Origin of the sequence: Pseudomonas sp. JZ114, assembly GCF_051027705.1 — a bacterium.
Classification (GTDB): Bacteria; Pseudomonadota; Gammaproteobacteria; order Pseudomonadales; family Pseudomonadaceae; genus Chryseomonas; species Chryseomonas luteola.
Genome location: NZ_CP069256.1, coordinates 3,332,395 through 3,348,633, shown reverse-complemented (window position 1 = coordinate 3,348,633; position 16,239 = coordinate 3,332,395). Strand labels below are relative to the sequence as shown.

General features: G+C 55.6%; 17 protein-coding genes and 1 tRNA gene. 7 read left to right on the top strand and 11 right to left on the bottom strand.

Annotated features, from left to right (window positions below; translation table 11 throughout):
- Positions 1 to 287: 287 nt before the first annotated feature.
- A complete protein-coding gene (locus tag JQR90_RS15870; RefSeq protein ID WP_256205461.1) occupies positions 288 to 413 on the top strand; it encodes a hypothetical protein in 126 nt (41 codons plus the stop codon).
- Between the two features lie 79 nt (positions 414 to 492).
- Here JQR90_RS15870 and ychF read toward each other — a convergent pair whose 3' ends face one another.
- The 8 genes from ychF to JQR90_RS15830 form a co-directional block, all read right to left on the bottom strand.
- Entirely contained in the window at positions 493 to 1,593 is a 1,101-nt protein-coding gene (gene ychF / locus JQR90_RS15865) for a redox-regulated ATPase YchF (RefSeq protein ID WP_010795625.1), read from the bottom strand.
- Between the two features lie 23 nt (positions 1,594 to 1,616).
- Complete coding sequence (gene pth, locus JQR90_RS15860) at positions 1,617 to 2,201, bottom strand: aminoacyl-tRNA hydrolase (RefSeq protein ID WP_010795624.1); 585 nt, start codon at positions 2,199 to 2,201, stop codon at positions 1,617 to 1,619.
- A gap of 152 nt (positions 2,202 to 2,353) precedes the next feature.
- On the bottom strand, positions 2,354 to 2,971 hold the full coding sequence (locus JQR90_RS15855; protein ID WP_010795623.1) for a 50S ribosomal protein L25/general stress protein Ctc: 618 nt from the start codon (positions 2,969 to 2,971) through the stop codon (positions 2,354 to 2,356).
- Positions 2,972 to 3,078: 107 nt separating this feature from the next.
- Positions 3,079 to 4,020, bottom strand: coding sequence for a ribose-phosphate pyrophosphokinase (locus JQR90_RS15850; protein WP_019364854.1), 942 nt, complete (start codon positions 4,018 to 4,020; stop codon positions 3,079 to 3,081).
- Positions 4,021 to 4,064: 44 nt separating this feature from the next.
- Positions 4,065 to 4,139, bottom strand: a tRNA-Gln gene (locus tag JQR90_RS15845).
- 31 nt (positions 4,140 to 4,170) lie between these two features.
- Positions 4,171 to 5,019 (bottom strand): 4-(cytidine 5'-diphospho)-2-C-methyl-D-erythritol kinase, encoded by an 849-nt coding sequence (gene ispE / locus JQR90_RS15840; protein ID WP_019364855.1) that lies wholly within the window; start codon positions 5,017 to 5,019, stop codon positions 4,171 to 4,173.
- Positions 5,016 to 5,609: a lipoprotein insertase outer membrane protein LolB gene (lolB, locus tag JQR90_RS15835; RefSeq protein ID WP_037030479.1), complete on the bottom strand. Its 594-nt coding sequence runs from the start codon at positions 5,607 to 5,609 to the stop codon at positions 5,016 to 5,018. The genes ispE and lolB overlap by 4 nt, the downstream gene beginning before the upstream one ends.
- 26 nt (positions 5,610 to 5,635) lie before the next feature.
- Entirely contained in the window at positions 5,636 to 7,366 is a 1,731-nt protein-coding gene (locus tag JQR90_RS15830) for a tetratricopeptide repeat protein (protein ID WP_037030477.1), read from the bottom strand.
- 133 nt (positions 7,367 to 7,499) lie between these two features.
- Between JQR90_RS15830 and hemA the strand changes: the two genes are divergently transcribed.
- The 6 genes from hemA to JQR90_RS15800 all read left to right on the top strand — a co-directional run bounded on the left by hemA (position 7,500) and on the right by JQR90_RS15800 (position 12,829).
- On the top strand, positions 7,500 to 8,768 hold the full coding sequence (gene hemA / locus JQR90_RS15825; protein WP_010795618.1) for a glutamyl-tRNA reductase: 1,269 nt from the start codon (positions 7,500 to 7,502) through the stop codon (positions 8,766 to 8,768).
- Complete coding sequence (gene prfA / locus JQR90_RS15820) at positions 8,765 to 9,847, top strand: peptide chain release factor 1 (RefSeq protein WP_010795617.1); 1,083 nt, start codon at positions 8,765 to 8,767, stop codon at positions 9,845 to 9,847. The genes hemA and prfA overlap by 4 nt, the downstream gene beginning before the upstream one ends.
- Position 9,848: 1 nt before the next feature.
- A complete protein-coding gene (gene prmC, locus JQR90_RS15815; protein WP_010795616.1) occupies positions 9,849 to 10,679 on the top strand; it encodes a peptide chain release factor N(5)-glutamine methyltransferase in 831 nt (276 codons plus the stop codon).
- Positions 10,673 to 11,431, top strand: a complete 759-nt coding sequence (locus JQR90_RS15810; protein WP_010795615.1) for a molybdopterin-synthase adenylyltransferase MoeB — start codon at positions 10,673 to 10,675, stop codon at positions 11,429 to 11,431. Before prmC ends, JQR90_RS15810 begins: the two co-directional genes overlap by 7 nt.
- Positions 11,421 to 12,215 carry a glutamate racemase gene (murI, locus tag JQR90_RS15805; protein ID WP_010795614.1) on the top strand — a complete coding sequence of 265 codons (795 nt, stop codon included), beginning with the start codon at positions 11,421 to 11,423 and terminating at the stop codon, positions 12,213 to 12,215. The genes JQR90_RS15810 and murI overlap by 11 nt, the downstream gene beginning before the upstream one ends.
- Before the next feature lie 89 nt (positions 12,216 to 12,304).
- Positions 12,305 to 12,829, top strand: coding sequence for an acyloxyacyl hydrolase (locus JQR90_RS15800; RefSeq protein ID WP_019364858.1), 525 nt, complete (start codon positions 12,305 to 12,307; stop codon positions 12,827 to 12,829).
- 44 nt (positions 12,830 to 12,873) lie between these two features.
- Here JQR90_RS15800 and phrB read toward each other — a convergent pair whose 3' ends face one another.
- Genes phrB through JQR90_RS15785 form a run of 3 tightly spaced genes read right to left on the bottom strand, consistent with a single transcriptional unit; the run spans position 12,874 to position 16,227 of the window.
- On the bottom strand, positions 12,874 to 14,310 hold the full coding sequence (gene phrB, locus JQR90_RS15795; RefSeq protein ID WP_019364859.1) for a deoxyribodipyrimidine photo-lyase: 1,437 nt from the start codon (positions 14,308 to 14,310) through the stop codon (positions 12,874 to 12,876).
- Positions 14,307 to 15,254, bottom strand: a complete 948-nt coding sequence (locus JQR90_RS15790; protein WP_286790332.1) for a MerR family transcriptional regulator — start codon at positions 15,252 to 15,254, stop codon at positions 14,307 to 14,309. The genes phrB and JQR90_RS15790 overlap by 4 nt, the downstream gene beginning before the upstream one ends.
- Before the next feature lies 1 nt (position 15,255).
- Complete coding sequence (locus tag JQR90_RS15785; RefSeq protein ID WP_286790331.1) at positions 15,256 to 16,227, bottom strand: YbgA family protein; 972 nt, start codon at positions 16,225 to 16,227, stop codon at positions 15,256 to 15,258.
- Positions 16,228 to 16,239: the final 12 nt, after the last annotated feature.

Below are 16,239 nucleotides of genomic sequence, written 5' to 3'. Positions count from 1 at the left end.
ATGCTGAGGGCTATTCTGTCGTATCGGCAAAATGGTCCTTATTGCTTCGTCCTCCATTTTGCTCACGCTACCTTTATTTCTTCCTGAAAGATTAACGCAGCACTTCTGTAAAAGAGCTGAAGTGAGCTTGTCGTGATGGAGTCGTTATGGGCAACTGTGCCTGATCTGGAAAGAGCATTCGAGGCATTGGTAAGAGACTTTAAAGCAGTATTTGGCAAGCAGGAACGCCAAATCAAGTGACTGCTGTTGCCTTATGCAAGGTTAAGGCACAGTGGAAATTTATCACCATGGCTGCTGGTTTTTCCCAGCCTAACCAGTCCGTGCCTACTGCCATGGTTACCAGTACCGACCAGCTATACGACAAGGTCAACGACCTGACTCAGCTGCATGCGGCTTTGCCAGTCAACCAGTAGACGTAAGTTGCTGCTGTCTTGAGCGTGTGCAGGTAGAAGGGAAGGGGAGCGGACCTGCGTCGCAGGTCCGCTGAGCGGATCAGACGTTGAAGCGGAAGTGCATGACGTCGCCATCCTTGACGATATAGTCCTTACCTTCCAAGCGCCATTTGCCTGCTTCCTTTGCGCCATTTTCACCCTTGTACTGAATAAAGTCGTCATAGGCGACCACTTCGGCGCGGATGAAGCCTTTCTCAAAGTCAGTGTGAATCACGGCAGCTGCCTGTGGCGCGGTAGCACCTACCTTGACCGTCCAGGCACGAACTTCCTTCACTCCGGCAGTGAAATAGGTCTGTAAATTCAGCAGTTCATAGCCAGCGCGGATTACGCGGTTCAGACCGGGCTCTTCCAAGCCTAGCGACTCAAGGAACATATCCTTTTCCTCACCATCATCCAGCTCGGCAATTTCAGCTTCGATTTTGTTGCATACCGGAACAACAATTGCGCCTTCTTCGGCAGCAATGCCTTTGACGATATCCAGATGAGGATTGTTTTCGAATCCGTCTTCAGCCACGTTGGCGATATACATGACCGGCTTGCTGGTCAGCAGATGAAAGCCGCGTACCATGCGCTTCTGTTCGTCATCCATGTCCTTCAACAGGCTGCGCGCAGGCTTTCCTGCTTCGAAATGAGGAATCAGCTTTTCAAGAAGTGCTTTTTGAGCTACTGCCTCCTTATCGCCGCCCTTGGCGTTGCGAACCACTCGCTGCAATTGCTTCTCACAGCTTTCCAGGTCCGCAAAGATCAGCTCAAGGTCAATGACCTCAATGTCTCGCTTGGGGTCAACGGAGTTGGCTACGTGAATAACGTTTTCGTCTTCAAAGCAGCGAACCACATGAGCAATGGCATCAGTTTCGCGGATGTTGGCCAGGAACTTGTTTCCAAGGCCTTCGCCTTTGGATGCGCCTTCTACCAGACCGGCGATATCCACGAACTCCATGGTTGTAGGGATTACGCGCTCGGGCTTGACGATCTCGGCCAGTGCATTGAGTCGAGCATCAGGCATTGGCACTATGCCGCTGTTCGGCTCGATGGTGCAGAACGGAAAGTTTTCTGCAGCAATGCCGGACTTGGTGAGGGCGTTGAATAGAGTGGACTTGCCAACGTTGGGCAAGCCGACGATGCCACAGTTAAATCCCATGAAATTGTCCCTCGCGGAGTAGGTTAGGCCTTCTGGCTATGCAAGCGCTGCATGGCACGGGTCCAATCCCCGGCCAGAATGTCCGGCAGCACGCCGAGGGCAAAATCGATACTGGTATCCAGCAGCTCCTGTTCGGCACGTGGCGCGCGGCCCAATACGTAGCCGGAGACTAGACTGCTATGCCCCGGATGGCCAATGCCAAGCCGTAGGCGATGAAAACCGTTTTGGTTGCCCAATTGGGCAATGATATCGCGCAAGCCGTTATGACCACCGTGCCCGCCACCTTTTTTCAACTTGGCAACACCTGGCGGCATATCCAACTCATCGTGGGCGACCAGAATGGATTCCACAGGAATACGGTAAAAACCTGCAAGCGCCGCAACAGCTTGGCCGCTACGGTTCATGTAGGTCGTAGGAATCAAGAGGCGAACATCATGGCCGTCATGTGTAAATCGGCCCGTCAGGCCATGATACTTGCGATCAGCGACCAGATTGACATGATGTTGAGCAGCAAGACGTTCAACAAAAAGGGCCCCCGCATTATGCCGCGTCTGTTCGTATTCAGCGCCTGGATTACCCAAGCCAACGATCAGTTGTACGGCAGTCATAACGGGAGCCCTTCTTCCTAAGTTTGTCTATGAGGTTAAGGCAGCGACTATACAGACAGAGTAACCCTATCGAGAAGCGCATCAGGGCGATGCGCTCATAATAGTCTGCTGTAGAGGCGTTACCTTCTCCTCAACAAGCCTTAGGCAATGCCTTACTCAGCAGAACCTTCGCCTTCGCCCTCAGCCGGAGCCTGGACGCGGGACAGGTGGATGCTTGCTACTGGTAGGTCGCTGCCATGAGCCAGGGATACCAGCTCAACGCCAGCCGGCAGCTTCAGGTCGCTCATGTGAACAATCTGGTTCAGCTCGACCTTGGACATGTCGACTTCGATGAACTCAGGCAGGTCTTTTGGCAGGCAAGAGACTTCTACTTCGTTCACGTTGTGCGAAACTTCACCGCCGCCTTGCTTAACGCCAATGGCAGCTTCCTGATTGATGAAGTGCAGCGGAACGGTTGCGGTCAGCTTTTGGCCAGCCACTACACGCAGGAAGTCAGCATGCATAACGTAGCCCTTGGCAGGGTGACGCTGCAGTGCCTTGATCAGAACGCTTTCGTTCTGGCCGTCAACGTTCAGGTTGATTACGTGGCTGAAAGCAGCCTCGTTGTTCAACAGCTTGGCCAGATCCTTGCCTTCCAGCGTAACGGATACAGGCGCTTTTTCACCGCCGTAAATTACGGCAGGAACTTGTTCGGCATTACGACGCAGGCGGCGGCTCGCACCTTTCCCCAGGTCGGAACGCGCTTGGGCATTCAGAGTAAAGTCGACCATTTGTAGTCTCCTAAAAAAGACAATTGCCTGAGTCACTTGCGACCAGCGATCAGACCATTGACTAAAAAGCCCCGCATGATGCGGGGCCGTTATACCAACACCAGTTCTTAACGGAACATGGCGCTGATGGATTCCTCATTGCTGATACGACGCACAGCTTCGGCTACCACTGGAGCAATGTCCAACTGGCGGATACGAGTGCAGGCTTGCGCAGCAGCAGAAAGCGGAATGGTGTTGGTAACGACAAGCTCATCAAGAACGGAAGTGTTGATGTTCTCGATTGCGCGTCCGGAAAGCACGGGGTGCGTGCAATACGCCAATACCTTGGATGCACCATGCTCTTTCAGAGCCTTGGCGGCATGGCAAAGTGTACCGGCTGTATCAACCATGTCGTCGACTAGCACGCAGGTGCGGCCTTCGATGTCGCCAATGATATGCATCACTTCGGACTGGTTGGCTTTCGGACGGCGTTTGTCGATGATCGCAAGATCTACGCCCAGGCTTTTAGCCACGGCGCGTGCGCGAACAACACCACCAATGTCGGGAGAAACAATCATCAGGTTCTCGAAACGCTGGTCTTCGATATCGTCAACCAGAGCGGGGGAGCCATAGATGTTATCAACGGGAATGTCAAAGAAACCCTGAATCTGGTCGGCATGAAGATCGACAGTCAGAACTCGGTTGACACCGACAACGGTAAGCATGTCAGCCACTACTTTAGCGCTAATAGCAACGCGTGCGGAGCGCGGGCGGCGATCCTGACGTGCATAGCCGAAGTAGGGGATAACAGCAGTGATTCGGGTAGCTGAGGAACGACGGAAGGCATCAGCCATCACGACCAGTTCCATCAGATTATCGTTCGTAGGTGCACAGGTCGGCTGAATCAGGAAGACGTCCTTACCACGAACGTTTTCGTTGATCTCGACGCTGATTTCGCCATCGGAGAATTTACCGACGGAAACATCACCTAGAGGAATGTGCAGCTGACGCACAATGCGCCGTGCCAGATCGGGGTTAGCGTTCCCCGTAAAGACCATCATCTTGGACACGCTGCAGTACCTGCCGGCTGAGGGTGGACCTGATGAAAAGGAAATGGCAGGGGCGGCTGGATTCGAACCAACGCATGGCAGGATCAAAACCTGCTGCCTTACCGCTTGGCGACGCCCCTGTGACGTTTCAGATACAGTTGTATCTGTTTCTCAGAACAAACTTCCCAGTTTACGGTGCAACATTGAAGTGTTGCTTCCTTTAGCTACGAAGCTTGGCAGGGTAGCTGGAAGTTGGTCCGCAACTTTAACAGCTTCGGTCTGATTTGGGAACCCCCCAAATATACAACTACCAGTGCCGGTTAATCTAGCTGAAACAAATTTGTTTAGCAAGATCAAAGCGTTACGTATTTCTGGATAACGCTTTTCTACCACGCTCTGGCAATCGTTTCGACCGCCCCACTCGAGAACGGGGCGAACTTTACTGGGAGGCGTGTCACGTGTCAACAGGGGATCGTTAAAAATTTCTGCTGTACTTACAGACACTTGCGGAACAGCCACCAGATACCAGGGCTCTTCTATCTCTACCGGCGTCAGTCGCTCACCAATCCCTTCCGCCCAGGCTGCCTTGCCTCGCACGAATACCGGAACGTCCGCGCCAAGGGTAAGGCCAAGCTCTGCCAGTGCCTCTTCGCTGACGTTGAGCTTCCAGAGGTAATTCAGCCCGAGCAGGGTAGTCGCTGCATTCGAGCTGCCGCCTCCGATACCACCGCCCATGGGCAGCCGCTTATCCAGCCAGATATCCGCGCCGAGAGAGCAATGAGTTGTCTGTTGGAGAAGCCGAGCGGCACGAACGATCAGGTTGGAATCATGTTCAACACCGGGAAGGACGGTATGCAACCGGATCTGACCGTCATCACGCAGCGCAAACTTGAGCTCATCGGCATAGTCCACGAACTGAAACAGTGTCTGCAACTCGTGGTAGCCGTCGTCGCGCCGACCCAGGATATGAAGGAAAAGGTTCAGCTTGGCTGGGGCCGGTAAGGTCAACACGTCTTTCATTGGCCTAGCTGGCGTGGCTGCCAGTCCTTGATAACCAGTGTCACATCGAGGTCCTGACCTTTGATCTTCAAGCGCTCGGGCAGGCTATAGCCATTCTGTTCGGTGTAGCGGGTGTACTCCACGGTCCAGCCGTCCTGGAAGAGGCGGGACAGGTGACTGTCGCCGTCCAGTGTAAGTTGGCTGCGGCTGTCTGGAGCTGGAAGTCCACGCACCCACCAGAGCAAATGGGAAACGGGTAAGCGCCAGCCGAGCTGCTGCTCAAGAAGCGCCTCGGGGGAGTCTGCGTGGTAACGCCCCTGATTGGCTACCTCCAGCGTAACGTCGTCTGGGCGTCCCGTCAGACGGGCTGCGCCACGGCCTAGAGGTCCTGACAGGCGTATATCGAAATACCCTTGCCGCTGAAGCCAGAATAGGGTGCCACTGCCGGAATCATTGGGAGCACGGATACCCACCTTGCCGTTGATCTGCCAACCGTCCAGCGTCGTAATGCGTGCCTTGTGAGCCTTCCAGGCCGCGCTGTTGCCATGCCCTTCGACCGTTTCATGGGGCACTTGACCCGCGCACCCGGCCAGGAGTGCCAGAAATGCCATTATGAGGATAAAGCGGATATTGAGTTTCACAGTGTTTCTGAGCCTGTCAATCGTTTAAGCGTGCTACGTAGCACAGCGTTATCAGGGGACTGTTCAGCCGCCGCCGCCCATACCTTGCGTGCTTCCTGCTTCTTGCCTCGCGCCCAGAGAACTTCGCCCAGATGTGCGCCGATCTCGGTATCAGGGAAGCGCTGAAGGGCTTGGCGTAGATACTGCTCTGCAAGATCAAGCTTGCCCTGGCGGTAATTGATCCATCCCATGCTATCGAGGATAGCGGGATCATCAGGATTGATCTGATGAGCTTTCTCGATCAGCGTGCGTGCTTCGGCGTAGCGGGTCGTACGGTCGGCCAGGGTGTAGCCGAGCGCATTGAGCGCCATGGCATTGTCGGGATCCTGCTTGAGAATAAGGCGTAGATCCCTTTCCAATTGACCAAGGTCTCCGCGCTTCTCCGATACCATGGCACGGGTATAGAGTAAATTGAGGTCGTTTGGATACAGCTTGAGGCCCTGCTGAATGGTATTCCAGGCCGCCTCCGACTGATTGTTGTTGGTCAGGCTTTCGGCCTCGAGCAGGTAGAGCTGGACCGCATAGTCAGGCTGGCGTTGGCGAGAGGCTGCAAGAAGCGATTTGGCTTCTTCGAATCGCCCCTGACCCATCAGGATTTCAGCCTGACGCTGCTGGGCGGGTAGGTAGTCGCTACCCGGGCCGACCAATGCGTATTGGGTCAGCGCCTGTTCGGGATCATTCAATTCCTCGGCGACACGCCCCAGGTTGAAGTGGGCCGCGTCCACGTGGCTACCACGCTGGACCAGTTCTTCCAGATAGGTGCGTGCGTCAGTCCAGGCCTCGGCTTCCAGGCATACCAATGCCAGGGAAAAGCGAAGGTCGTCATCGTCGGGAAACTGTGCGACCAGGTCCGCAAACTCCTGCTTGGCCTGATCAAGCTTGTTTAGCTCAACCAGCAGGCGGGCATGAGCGAGGCGCAGACGTTTATCGTCCGGATGCTCCTTGATTCCATTTTCCAGCAGCGGAAGGGCTTCCTTGCTACGACCAAGACTCTGAAGCATGCGGGCTCTGAGCAGCAGCGGTGCCACTTCATGTCTGGCGGCAGGGTGATCTTCCAGTAACGTCAGCGCCTCGTCGACTCGTCCGTCCTGTTGAAGCAGCAATGCCTTACCGAACAGCAGTTGGCCGTTCTCGGGGTACTTGGCCTGAAGGCGGTCAAAGCTTTTGAGCAGGCCCGCGCGGGTGTCTGCGTCCGTCTCGGCTGCCGACAGGGCAAGAAAATCGAAATGGGTGTCGCCCTGGCCCTGCAGAACTTTCTCCATGTAGGTCATGGATTCGTCGTATTGGCCGGCACGTGCCAACATGATGGCAGCAGCGCGTTGGGCATCAAGGTTGTCTGGCGCGTTCTTCGCCCATATAACAGAGGTATCCAAGGCGGAACTGTCTGCACCCAGGTATTCTGCGATGCGAAACGCGCGTTCGGCTACGCCGGGATCCTGAGTGCTCTGGGCCTGTTCGACATAATTGGCCAATGCAATATCGAATCGATTGCGTTGCCCGGCCAGTTCTGCAACCAGCAGGTCATATAAGGTGTCTTCCCTGAAGGAGCCGTACTTTTCCGGCTGGGCTGGCGCAGCAGCAGGTGCAGCCTGTTCAGGTTTGGTTTGTTCAGAATTCGTGTGGCTGGCCAGGTTTTGGCAGCCACCCAATAGCAGCGCAGTGGTCAGCAGCGCGAGATATTTAGTCATGAGATCGAAACGGCCTCTCTGCATTCAGCCCATCATGCCACAAGGTATTAGGCAAGCACATGGGCCTGATAGTTGTCGTTCAATCGACGACGTAGGACAATTACCGGCTTTCCAAAAAACTTAGCGATTCTGCATGGCTTTCCTCGCGCTTGGCATCAATCACAAGACCGCCTCAGTGGATGTACGCGAACGCGTAGCGTTCACCCCTGAGCAAATGGTAGAGGCATTACGGCAACTGTGCCGGGAGACCTTGAGTCGCGAGGCGGCCATTCTGTCGACCTGTAACCGTAGTGAGCTCTATCTGGAAATGGAGCAGCCCCTTCCGGACAACGTTCTGGCATGGCTCGCCCACTATCATCATCTCTCGCTGGATGAGCTGCGTGCCTGCGCGTACATTCATGAGGATGACGAGGCGGTCCAGCACATGATGCGTGTAGCGTCCGGTCTGGACTCCATGATCCTGGGCGAACCGCAGATTCTGGGCCAGATGAAATCAGCCTACGCGGTAGCACGCGAAGCGGGCACCGTAGGCCCCTTGTTAGGGCGTCTTTTTCAGGCAACGTTCAACACGGCGAAAAGTGTCCGTACCGATACCGCCATTGGCGAAAACCCGGTTTCGGTTGCCTTTGCTGCGGTAAGCCTGGCCAAGCAGATATTCAGTGATCTCAATCGCAGCCAGGCGCTTTTGATTGGCGCAGGAGAAACCATTACGCTGGTGGCAAGGCACCTCTACGAGCAGGGCGTCAAGCGGATTGTGGTCGCCAACCGGACACTCGAGCGCGCCAGTCACCTGGCAGAGCAGTTCGGGGCGCATACGATTCTGCTTGCCGATATTCCGGAAGAGCTGCCCAATAGCGACATCGTGATCAGCTCGACGGCAAGCCAGTTGCCCATCCTGGGTAAAGGTGCCGTTGAGCGTGCGCTCAAGCAGCGCAAGCACAAGCCGATGTTCATGGTGGATATTGCAGTGCCGCGCGATATCGAGCCGGAGGTCAGCGAGCTGGACGATGTGTACCTGTACACCGTCGACGATCTGCATGAGGTCATCACTGAGAACCTTAAGAGCCGGCAGGGCGCTGCCCAGGCGGCTGAAAAACTGGTGCTGGCTGGGGTCGATGAGTTTATGCATCGTCTGCGTGAGCTGGCAGCGGTGGATGTATTGCGAGCCTACCGGCAACAGGCCGAGCAGATGCGTGATGACGAACTGGCTCGTGCTCAGCGGCAGCTCGCCAATGGTGTTGCGCCTGATCAGGTGCTGGCCGCGCTGGCACGGAGCCTGACCAACAAGTTGTTGCACGCGCCTAGTGTGCAACTCAAGAAATTGTCTGCTGAAGGGCGCATCGATGCGCTGGCTTTGGCTCAGGAACTGTTCGCTCTCGACGAGGGCGTGGATAAAAAATGAAAGCCTCTCTGCTGCAAAAACTCGATGGATTAAATGATCGTTTCGAGGAGCTGACAGCGCTGCTCGGTGATGCCGACGTAATCAGTGACCAGACCCAGTTTCGTGCTTATTCGAAGGAATATGCGGAAATCGAGCCGGTCATCATGGCGCTTCGGGAATTTCGCAAGGTGCAGGCCGATCTGGAAGGCGCTCGTGCCCTGCTAAAGGACAACGACCCGGAAATGCGGGCCATGGCCGAAGAAGAGGCCGAGCAGGCAGAAGCCGCGCTGATCGACTTGGAAAATCAGCTACAGCGAATGCTACTGCCTCGCGATCCTAATGACAGTCGCAACGTTTTCCTTGAGATTCGTGCCGGAACCGGTGGAGATGAGGCCGCCATTTTTGCCGGGGATCTGTTCCGCATGTATTCGCGCTATGCCGAGCGTCAAGGTTGGCGCATAGAGGTCATGTCCGAGAACCTGGGCGAGCATGGTGGCTACAAGGAAGTGATTGCCCGTGTAGAGGGCGACAACGTCTACGCCAAGCTCAAATTCGAGTCTGGCGCCCATCGTGTCCAACGGGTTCCCGAGACCGAGTCTCAAGGGCGAATCCATACATCGGCCTGTACGGTGGCTGTGCTGCCGGAACCTGATGAGCAGGCAGCTGTAGAGATCAATCCGGCGGATTTGCGTATTGATACCTATCGCTCCTCCGGCGCCGGTGGTCAGCACGTCAACAAAACCGAGTCGGCCATTCGTATTACGCACCTTCCCAGCGGTATTGTCGTTGAGTGCCAGGAAGAGCGTTCACAGCACAAGAACCGCGCCAAGGCTATGGCGTGGTTGGCGGCCAAGCTCAATGACCAGCAACAGGCGGCACATCAGCAGTCTATCGCCAGCACCCGTAAATTGCTGGTAGGCTCAGGGGATCGTTCCGAGCGTATCCGGACCTATAATTTTCCACAGGGCCGTGTGACCGATCACCGTATCAACCTGACCTTGTACTCTCTGGGTGAAGTCATGGAGGGCGCGGTGCAGCAGGTCATCGAGCCTCTCCTGCAGGAATATCAGGCCGACCAACTGGCGGCCTTGGGGGACTGATATGGCCACTATCGGGGCATTGCTCAAGGAAGCGCGCCTGCCGGATTCACCCAGCGAGCGCCTGGATGCCGAATTGCTGTTGGCGGCTGCGCTGGGAAAGCCGCGTAGCTTCCTGCGTACCTGGCCTGAACGTATTGTGACGCGTGAAGCGAAGGATCTTTACAGCACCTTTATCGAGCGTCGTCGAGATGGGGAACCGATAGCTTATATCCTGGGCCATCAAGGGTTCTGGTCGCTCGATCTCGAGGTCTCGCCTGATACCCTGATACCGCGCCCTGACACGGAGCTTCTGGTTGAAACTGCGCTGGCTCTGACAGATGCCGAACGCAGACGCGTGCTTGACCTGGGAACAGGTACTGGTGCCATCGCCCTGGCGCTGGCCCATGAGCGTGCGCAGTGGCAGGTAATGGGGGTGGATCGTGTAGACGGCGCGGTAGTGCTCGCTGAGCGAAATCGGGCACGACTGGGCATTTCGAATGCCTCTTTTCAGCAAAGTCATTGGTTCGCTGCGCTTTCCGCAGAGCGGTTTGACGTCATTGTCAGCAATCCTCCCTATATTCCACACAATGATCCGCACCTTGATAAAGGGGATGTTCGCTACGAGCCTGCCTCTGCATTGGTTGCGGGTGACGATGGTCTGGATGATATTCGCCTTATCGTTCAGCAGGCCCCGGAACATTTGTTACCCAGTGGATGGCTGCTTCTGGAACATGGGTTCGATCAGGCTCCAGCGGTCAGGTCGCTACTGACTGAGCAGGGCTTCATATCGGTTGAAAGCCGTCGCGATCTGGGTGGGCATGAGCGCGTGACACTGGGGCAGCGGCCGTGCTGAGCGATGCGGAGCTGTTGCGCTACAGCCGGCAGATTTTATTGCCTCAGATCGATATAGAAGGGCAGCTGCGTCTCAAGCAGGGCAGGGCGCTGATCATAGGCCTTGGTGGCCTGGGCTCCCCGGTTGCGCTGTATCTGGCCGCCGCGGGTGTGGGTGAGTTGCATCTTGCCGATTTCGACACGGTCGACATGACCAATCTGCAGCGGCAGGTCATCCATGACACGGCCCAGGTAGGGCGTAGCAAAGTCGATTCGGCGCTGGATCGGCTGCAGGCGATCAATCCTGAAATCACCTATAACGCTTACCGAACTGCCTTGGATGCCGACTCCCTGGCTGCAGCGGTCGAACGCGTAGACGTCGTGCTGGACTGCTCCGATAATTTTTCCACTCGAGAGGCCGTGAATGCCGCATGTGTATCCGCGGCTCGGCCTTTGGTAAGTGGTGCCGCCATTCGACTTGAAGGGCAGCTCAGCGTATTCGACCCAAGACGTGAAGACAGTCCGTGTTATCACTGCCTCTACGGTCATGGTAGCGAGACGGAGCTAACCTGTAGTGAAGCTGGGGTCGTAGGGCCCTTGGTAGGGCTGGTAGGAAGCCTTCAGGCGTTGGAAGCCTTGAAACTGCTTGCAGCGTTCGGCTCTCCTCTGGTGGGGCGCCTGCTGTTGATTGATGCGCTCACGTCACGCTTCAGAGAGCTGAAAGTGCGCCGTGACCCTGCTTGTGAGGTATGTGGAAAACGCCATGCCGAGTAATGCACCTATTGGTGTTTTTGATTCTGGCGTAGGCGGATTGTCCGTCCTGCGTGAAATTCATGGGCTTCTACCGGGTGAGTCGCTGTTATATGCAGCGGATTGTGCTCATATTCCTTACGGGGAAAAAGATCCGGCTTTCATTCGTGAGCGTTGCCAGCAGGTAGCTGAGTTCTTTCTCGAGAAAGGCGCCAAGGCAATGGTGTTGGCGTGCAATACAGCTACCGTAGCGGCTGTAAACGACTTGCGCGAATGTCATGCACAGTGGCCTATCGTGGGTATGGAGCCTGCGGTGAAGCCGGCGGCTGCAGCGACAAAGTCGGGTGTGGTGGGGGTTCTGGCAACCACTGGGACGCTTCAAAGCGCACGATTTGCCGCCTTGTTGGATCGCTTCGCCAGTACGGTCAGGGTCGTCACTCAGCCTTGTCCGGGGCTAGTGGAGCGGGTAGAGATCGGAGACCTGACTGGCCCCGTGACCCGGGCGTTGCTGAAAGAGTATGTAGCACCACTGCTGGCAGCTGGCTGTGACACGATCATTCTGGGGTGTACGCATTATCCCTTCCTGAAGCCTTTACTAAGGGAACTGCTGCCTGCTGAAATTACTCTCATCGACACCGGCTCGGCGGTTGCACGTCGACTGAGCTCGTTGATCCATGAAAAAGACCAGATGGCAACGGACACTCCTTTGGAATGCCGTTTCTGGACAAGTGGGGATGTCGAGCAGTTTTCGACGGTGTTGCCTAGCCTATGGGGCAAAGTTGCGTCAGTGGAAACGCTGCCTTTCTGAAATCAGTTAGTTTGCTACCTTTTCAGGATGAGAAGTGTCTCCCATAATGTAACGTTGTACGTGTTACAAAATAATACAAGGACTTTCAGATGAAAAAATTGCTTCCACTGGCCATTGTGGCCGCGCTTTCTGCCGGATCCATTCTTTCCGCTCAAGCGGCTGAGGTGTCCGGCGCAGTAGGTGTAACGGGCCAAGGCGATATGACGTATCGTCTGGGAATGGGCTTCGACTGGAACAAGAGCTGGTGGGAGACATCCACGGGACGCCTGACAGGTTACTGGGATGCTGGCTATACCTACTGGGAAGGCGCTGACCATTACTCTTCTGCCAAGCATTCCCTGTCCTTTGCTCCGGTATTCGTATACGAGTTCGGTAACGGTTCTGTTAAACCCTTTATTGAAGCCGGTATCGGTGTGTCTGTCTTTTCAAGCACTCGTGTCGGTGAACAGGATCTGGGCTCAGCCTTCAACTTTGAAGACCGCATTGGCGCAGGCGTAAAGATCGGCGAAACCCAGCGAGTAGGCATTCGCGCGACGCATTACTCCAACGCAGGTATCAAGGAGCCTAACGACGGTATCGAATCGTACGCGCTGTTCTACAGCCACACGATCTGATTCATAGTCGTTTCGCCAGAGCCGGACCTTGAAGTCCGGCTTTTTCATGCCTGGCGTTTGACAGGCTTGGGCAGGTTTCTGAACGCCATCAAGGCGCGTTCACGACTCTCCTTGACTTCGACGATAGGCGCTGGGTAGTCCTTGATAGCACGCTGCCACCGCTTGAACGGGTTATGAATAGCCTTGTCATCGAGCGAGGCCAGTTCTGGAACCCAGGTACGAATGAAGCGTCCCTTGGGATCAAACCGCTCCGATTGCGAATAGGTATTGAATATTCGGAAATAGGGCACGGAGTCAGTGCCAGTCGAGGCGCTCCACTGCCATCCACCATTATTGGCAGCTAGATCGCCATCGATCAGGTTTTGCATGAACCAGCGTTCACCTTCACGCCAGTCAATCAACAGATTCTTGCTCAGAAACATGGCAGTGATCATGCGCAGCCGGTTGTGCATCCAGCCTGTTTCACGCATCTGACGCATGGCTGCATCAATGATCGGAATACCGGTTTTGCCGTATTTCCATGCGTCAAGGTCGTCTGTATCCCGCCGCCAGGGTAGCGCCTCGGTATGCCTGTGAAACGCTCTGCTCATCGAAACATGGGGATAACCTACAAGAATGTGCTTGTAGAACTCTCGCCATAGTAGCTCGTCGATCCAGGCCGATGCGCCTAGCGCTCCGGTCGTCAGCTCGCCCCGGTTGGCGCTCAACACCGCGTGCAGACATTGGCGAGGGGAGAGCACGCCTGCTGCAAGATAAGCGGATAACTCACTGGTACCAGGGCGAGAAGGAAAGTCCCGGTCGTGGTGATATACCTCCATGCGCTCATCGACAAAGCGACGCAGTCTGGCATGCGCTTCATTTTCGCCTGCAGGCCATTGCTGCTGTATCACGCTCGAGACTGCCGCATAGGAGGGGATCTGGTTAGGTACGGGATCCGATTCGATAGAGCGCACAGCCTGGACATGGGGCGGCGGGCTAAGCGGTGGAAGGCTATGCTGTAGGAGATTGATGCAGGTTTTACGAAACTGGCCGAAGACCTTGAAGTAACCCCCACTCTTCGTAAGCACTGAGCCAGGCTCGAAAAACAGCTGATCCAGATGACGCTGAAAGCCTATTCGATTGCAGTCCAACGCTGCCTTTACTGCATCATCACGACGTTGTTCGTTGACACCATATTCAGCATTGACATGAACGGTCTGAATACCATGTTGTTGGCTTAGCTTGGCGACAATAGCGGCCGCATCAGCCCAGCGAGCCACTTGACGAATCAACAGGGGAATATTGAGCGTATGCAGCGTCTCGGCCAAGACTTTCAGGTTCCGGCGCCAGAAATCGACCTTGGTAGGAGAGTCGTCGTGTTCCTGCCATTGTTCGGGTGTAATCAGATAAAGGGCCAGCACTGGTCCGGCCGCGGAGGCTGCAGCCAATGCCGTATTGTCCCGTACTCGAAGATCGGTACGGAACCAGACGAGTTGGGTCATACGTGTTCTGCCATCAACCCCAATGCCTGAAGACGGCTAAAGACATCCAGAGGGTCATAGGCCACATTCAATGCGGTCTTGCTGACGTCATCCAGTAATTTGGCTGCCGGACCGGCAATGATGACGGGAACAGGGCATGTCTCAGCCAACCTGCGCAGCTGTTGTATCTGCTGTGATTCCAGCGGAGCATTTAAATACAGTACGAGGCAGCGCGGCGACATGCGTTCGGCGGCCAGTGCGTAGGCATCCAGCGCAAGCGGCCATTCCAATGTTTCAATTGGACAGTCGGCGTTGCTCAATAGCCAGGCGCTGAGCCAGAGTCCGGCATTCATTGGTGTTTCAGCCAGACTGGCCAGCAGAACGGACTGCCCTTTGAGTTGATAATTATTGTGGTAAATCCGTGCCCCAAGCTTGCTACGCAGCCAGGACAGAAAAAAGGATTGCTCCAGGGAGCCAATCAGAGGCGCCTTGCGGTGCTGTTCAAGATGCTCGACCAGCGGCATCAGCAATTGTTCGCACAGCACCCGGGGCGGGTAAAGGGCTGCCGTTCGGTTATAAGCTTCATCCAGACGGCGTCCAGCCAGCTCACGCACAGCGTCCAGCATTTCCTGGCGCAGCGCGACCCAGGGGGTGTCATTGGGCGAGGAAAGCGGGCGCTGACTGTCCAGCAGTGCCTTGACCTGGCCGACAGCAACGCCACGGTTGATCCAGGCCAGAATATTTTTAATGCGCTCGATATGGCTTTCACCATAAAGGCGGTGCCCTTTAGGTGTTCGCTTGGGAATGATCAGCCCGTAGCGTCGCTCCCAGGCTCGAAGTGTGACGGCATTGACCCCCGTGCGTCGGGCAACTTCACGTATGGGAAGCCAGCCTTCATTCAAGGCGGCCTGATAGTCACCGTCCCCTTCGATTTCTGTTGGGGACTTGCTGGGTATGGACTGCATGTCAGATGGCATTTCTCAAGCTCAAATCTTCCGGGTGCGGTTGCAGGTAGGATTGCTCGATCACGTAGTCATGGGGATGGCGGCGGAAGTGATGCTTGAGCAGTGTCAGGGGCACCACCAGTGGAACAATACCACTGTGATACTGCTCAATCAGGCGCTGCATTTCTTCTTTATCCGCCGGGCTCAGCGCATTCTTCAAATAACCAAATAGGTGATACAGGACGTTGCAGTGGGTTCCCCGGGTAGCGCAACGCTTGAGTGCGCTCATCACACCCTTGAAGTAGTGAGGGCCCAGCTCCTGTGGATCGTGTAGCCCGATTTCACCCAGCATGCGTCCTAGTGTTCTGAACTGCTCGGGGGCATTGGCCATCAGCTGGTACTTATAGCGGGAATGAAAGCCCAGGATCGCTTTGCGTGTCAGGCCTTCACGCAACAGCTGTTGCCACTGTGCATAGGCGAACACACGTGTCACGAAGTTTTCCCGGAGCACAGGGTCATTCAGCCGACCTGCTTCCTCAACCGGTAACTCTGGGCGAAGCTCACAGAAGACACGAGCAAATACACCCTGGCCTTCAGGCTGACTGGGCATGCCGTGTTCTGAATAGATCTTTACGCGCTCCATTCCACAGGAAGGCGATTTTTGCATGAAGATGAATCCAGATAGATCATCCAGCTCGGTCGCTATTTTCTTGCCATAGTTGGCCAGCGCATCCGTTACGTCGAGTTCCCGGTTGACTGTACCTACGGCTCGCGTTTGTTCAGGTGTGCCAACCAGACGGATCGGTTCACGGGGCGTACCCAGGCCAATCGCCATTTCCGGACACACCTGTACAAAATCGAAATGTTCGGCAAACGTGTGGCTGCACAAGCGGGATTCCTTGTGTCCGCCGTTGTAGCGGACCGGCTCGCCCAGCAGGCAAGCGCTGATTCCTAGCTTGGGACGAGGTAATGACGTCGATTGGCGAAAAGGCATGCGCCACCTCCA

Bases quoted from the DNA above. Each gene is read 5' to 3' on its own strand.
- JQR90_RS15870 (WP_256205461.1), top strand. From the start codon at position 288: ATGGCTGCTGGTTTTTCCCAGCCTAACCAGTCCGTGCCTACTGCCATG.
- ychF (WP_010795625.1), bottom strand. From the start codon at position 1,593: ATGGGATTTAACTGTGGCATCGTCGGCTTGCCCAACGTTGGCAAGTCC.
- pth (WP_010795624.1), bottom strand. From the start codon at position 2,201: ATGACTGCCGTACAACTGATCGTTGGCTTGGGTAATCCAGGCGCTGAA.
- JQR90_RS15855 (WP_010795623.1), bottom strand. From the start codon at position 2,971: ATGGTCGACTTTACTCTGAATGCCCAAGCGCGTTCCGACCTGGGGAAA.
- ispE (WP_019364855.1), bottom strand. From the start codon at position 5,019: ATGAAAGACGTGTTGACCTTACCGGCCCCAGCCAAGCTGAACCTTTTC.
- lolB (WP_037030479.1), bottom strand. From the start codon at position 5,609: ATGGCATTTCTGGCACTCCTGGCCGGGTGCGCGGGTCAAGTGCCCCAT.
- JQR90_RS15830 (WP_037030477.1), bottom strand. From the start codon at position 7,366: ATGACTAAATATCTCGCGCTGCTGACCACTGCGCTGCTATTGGGTGGC.
- hemA (WP_010795618.1), top strand. From the start codon at position 7,500: ATGGCTTTCCTCGCGCTTGGCATCAATCACAAGACCGCCTCAGTGGAT.
- prfA (WP_010795617.1), top strand. From the start codon at position 8,765: ATGAAAGCCTCTCTGCTGCAAAAACTCGATGGATTAAATGATCGTTTC.
- prmC (WP_010795616.1), top strand. From the start codon at position 9,849: ATGGCCACTATCGGGGCATTGCTCAAGGAAGCGCGCCTGCCGGATTCA.
- murI (WP_010795614.1), top strand. From the start codon at position 11,421: ATGCCGAGTAATGCACCTATTGGTGTTTTTGATTCTGGCGTAGGCGGA.
- JQR90_RS15800 (WP_019364858.1), top strand. From the start codon at position 12,305: ATGAAAAAATTGCTTCCACTGGCCATTGTGGCCGCGCTTTCTGCCGGA.
- phrB (WP_019364859.1), bottom strand. From the start codon at position 14,310: ATGACCCAACTCGTCTGGTTCCGTACCGATCTTCGAGTACGGGACAAT.
- JQR90_RS15790 (WP_286790332.1), bottom strand. From the start codon at position 15,254: ATGCAGTCCATACCCAGCAAGTCCCCAACAGAAATCGAAGGGGACGGT.
- JQR90_RS15785 (WP_286790331.1), bottom strand. From the start codon at position 16,227: ATGCCTTTTCGCCAATCGACGTCATTACCTCGTCCCAAGCTAGGAATC.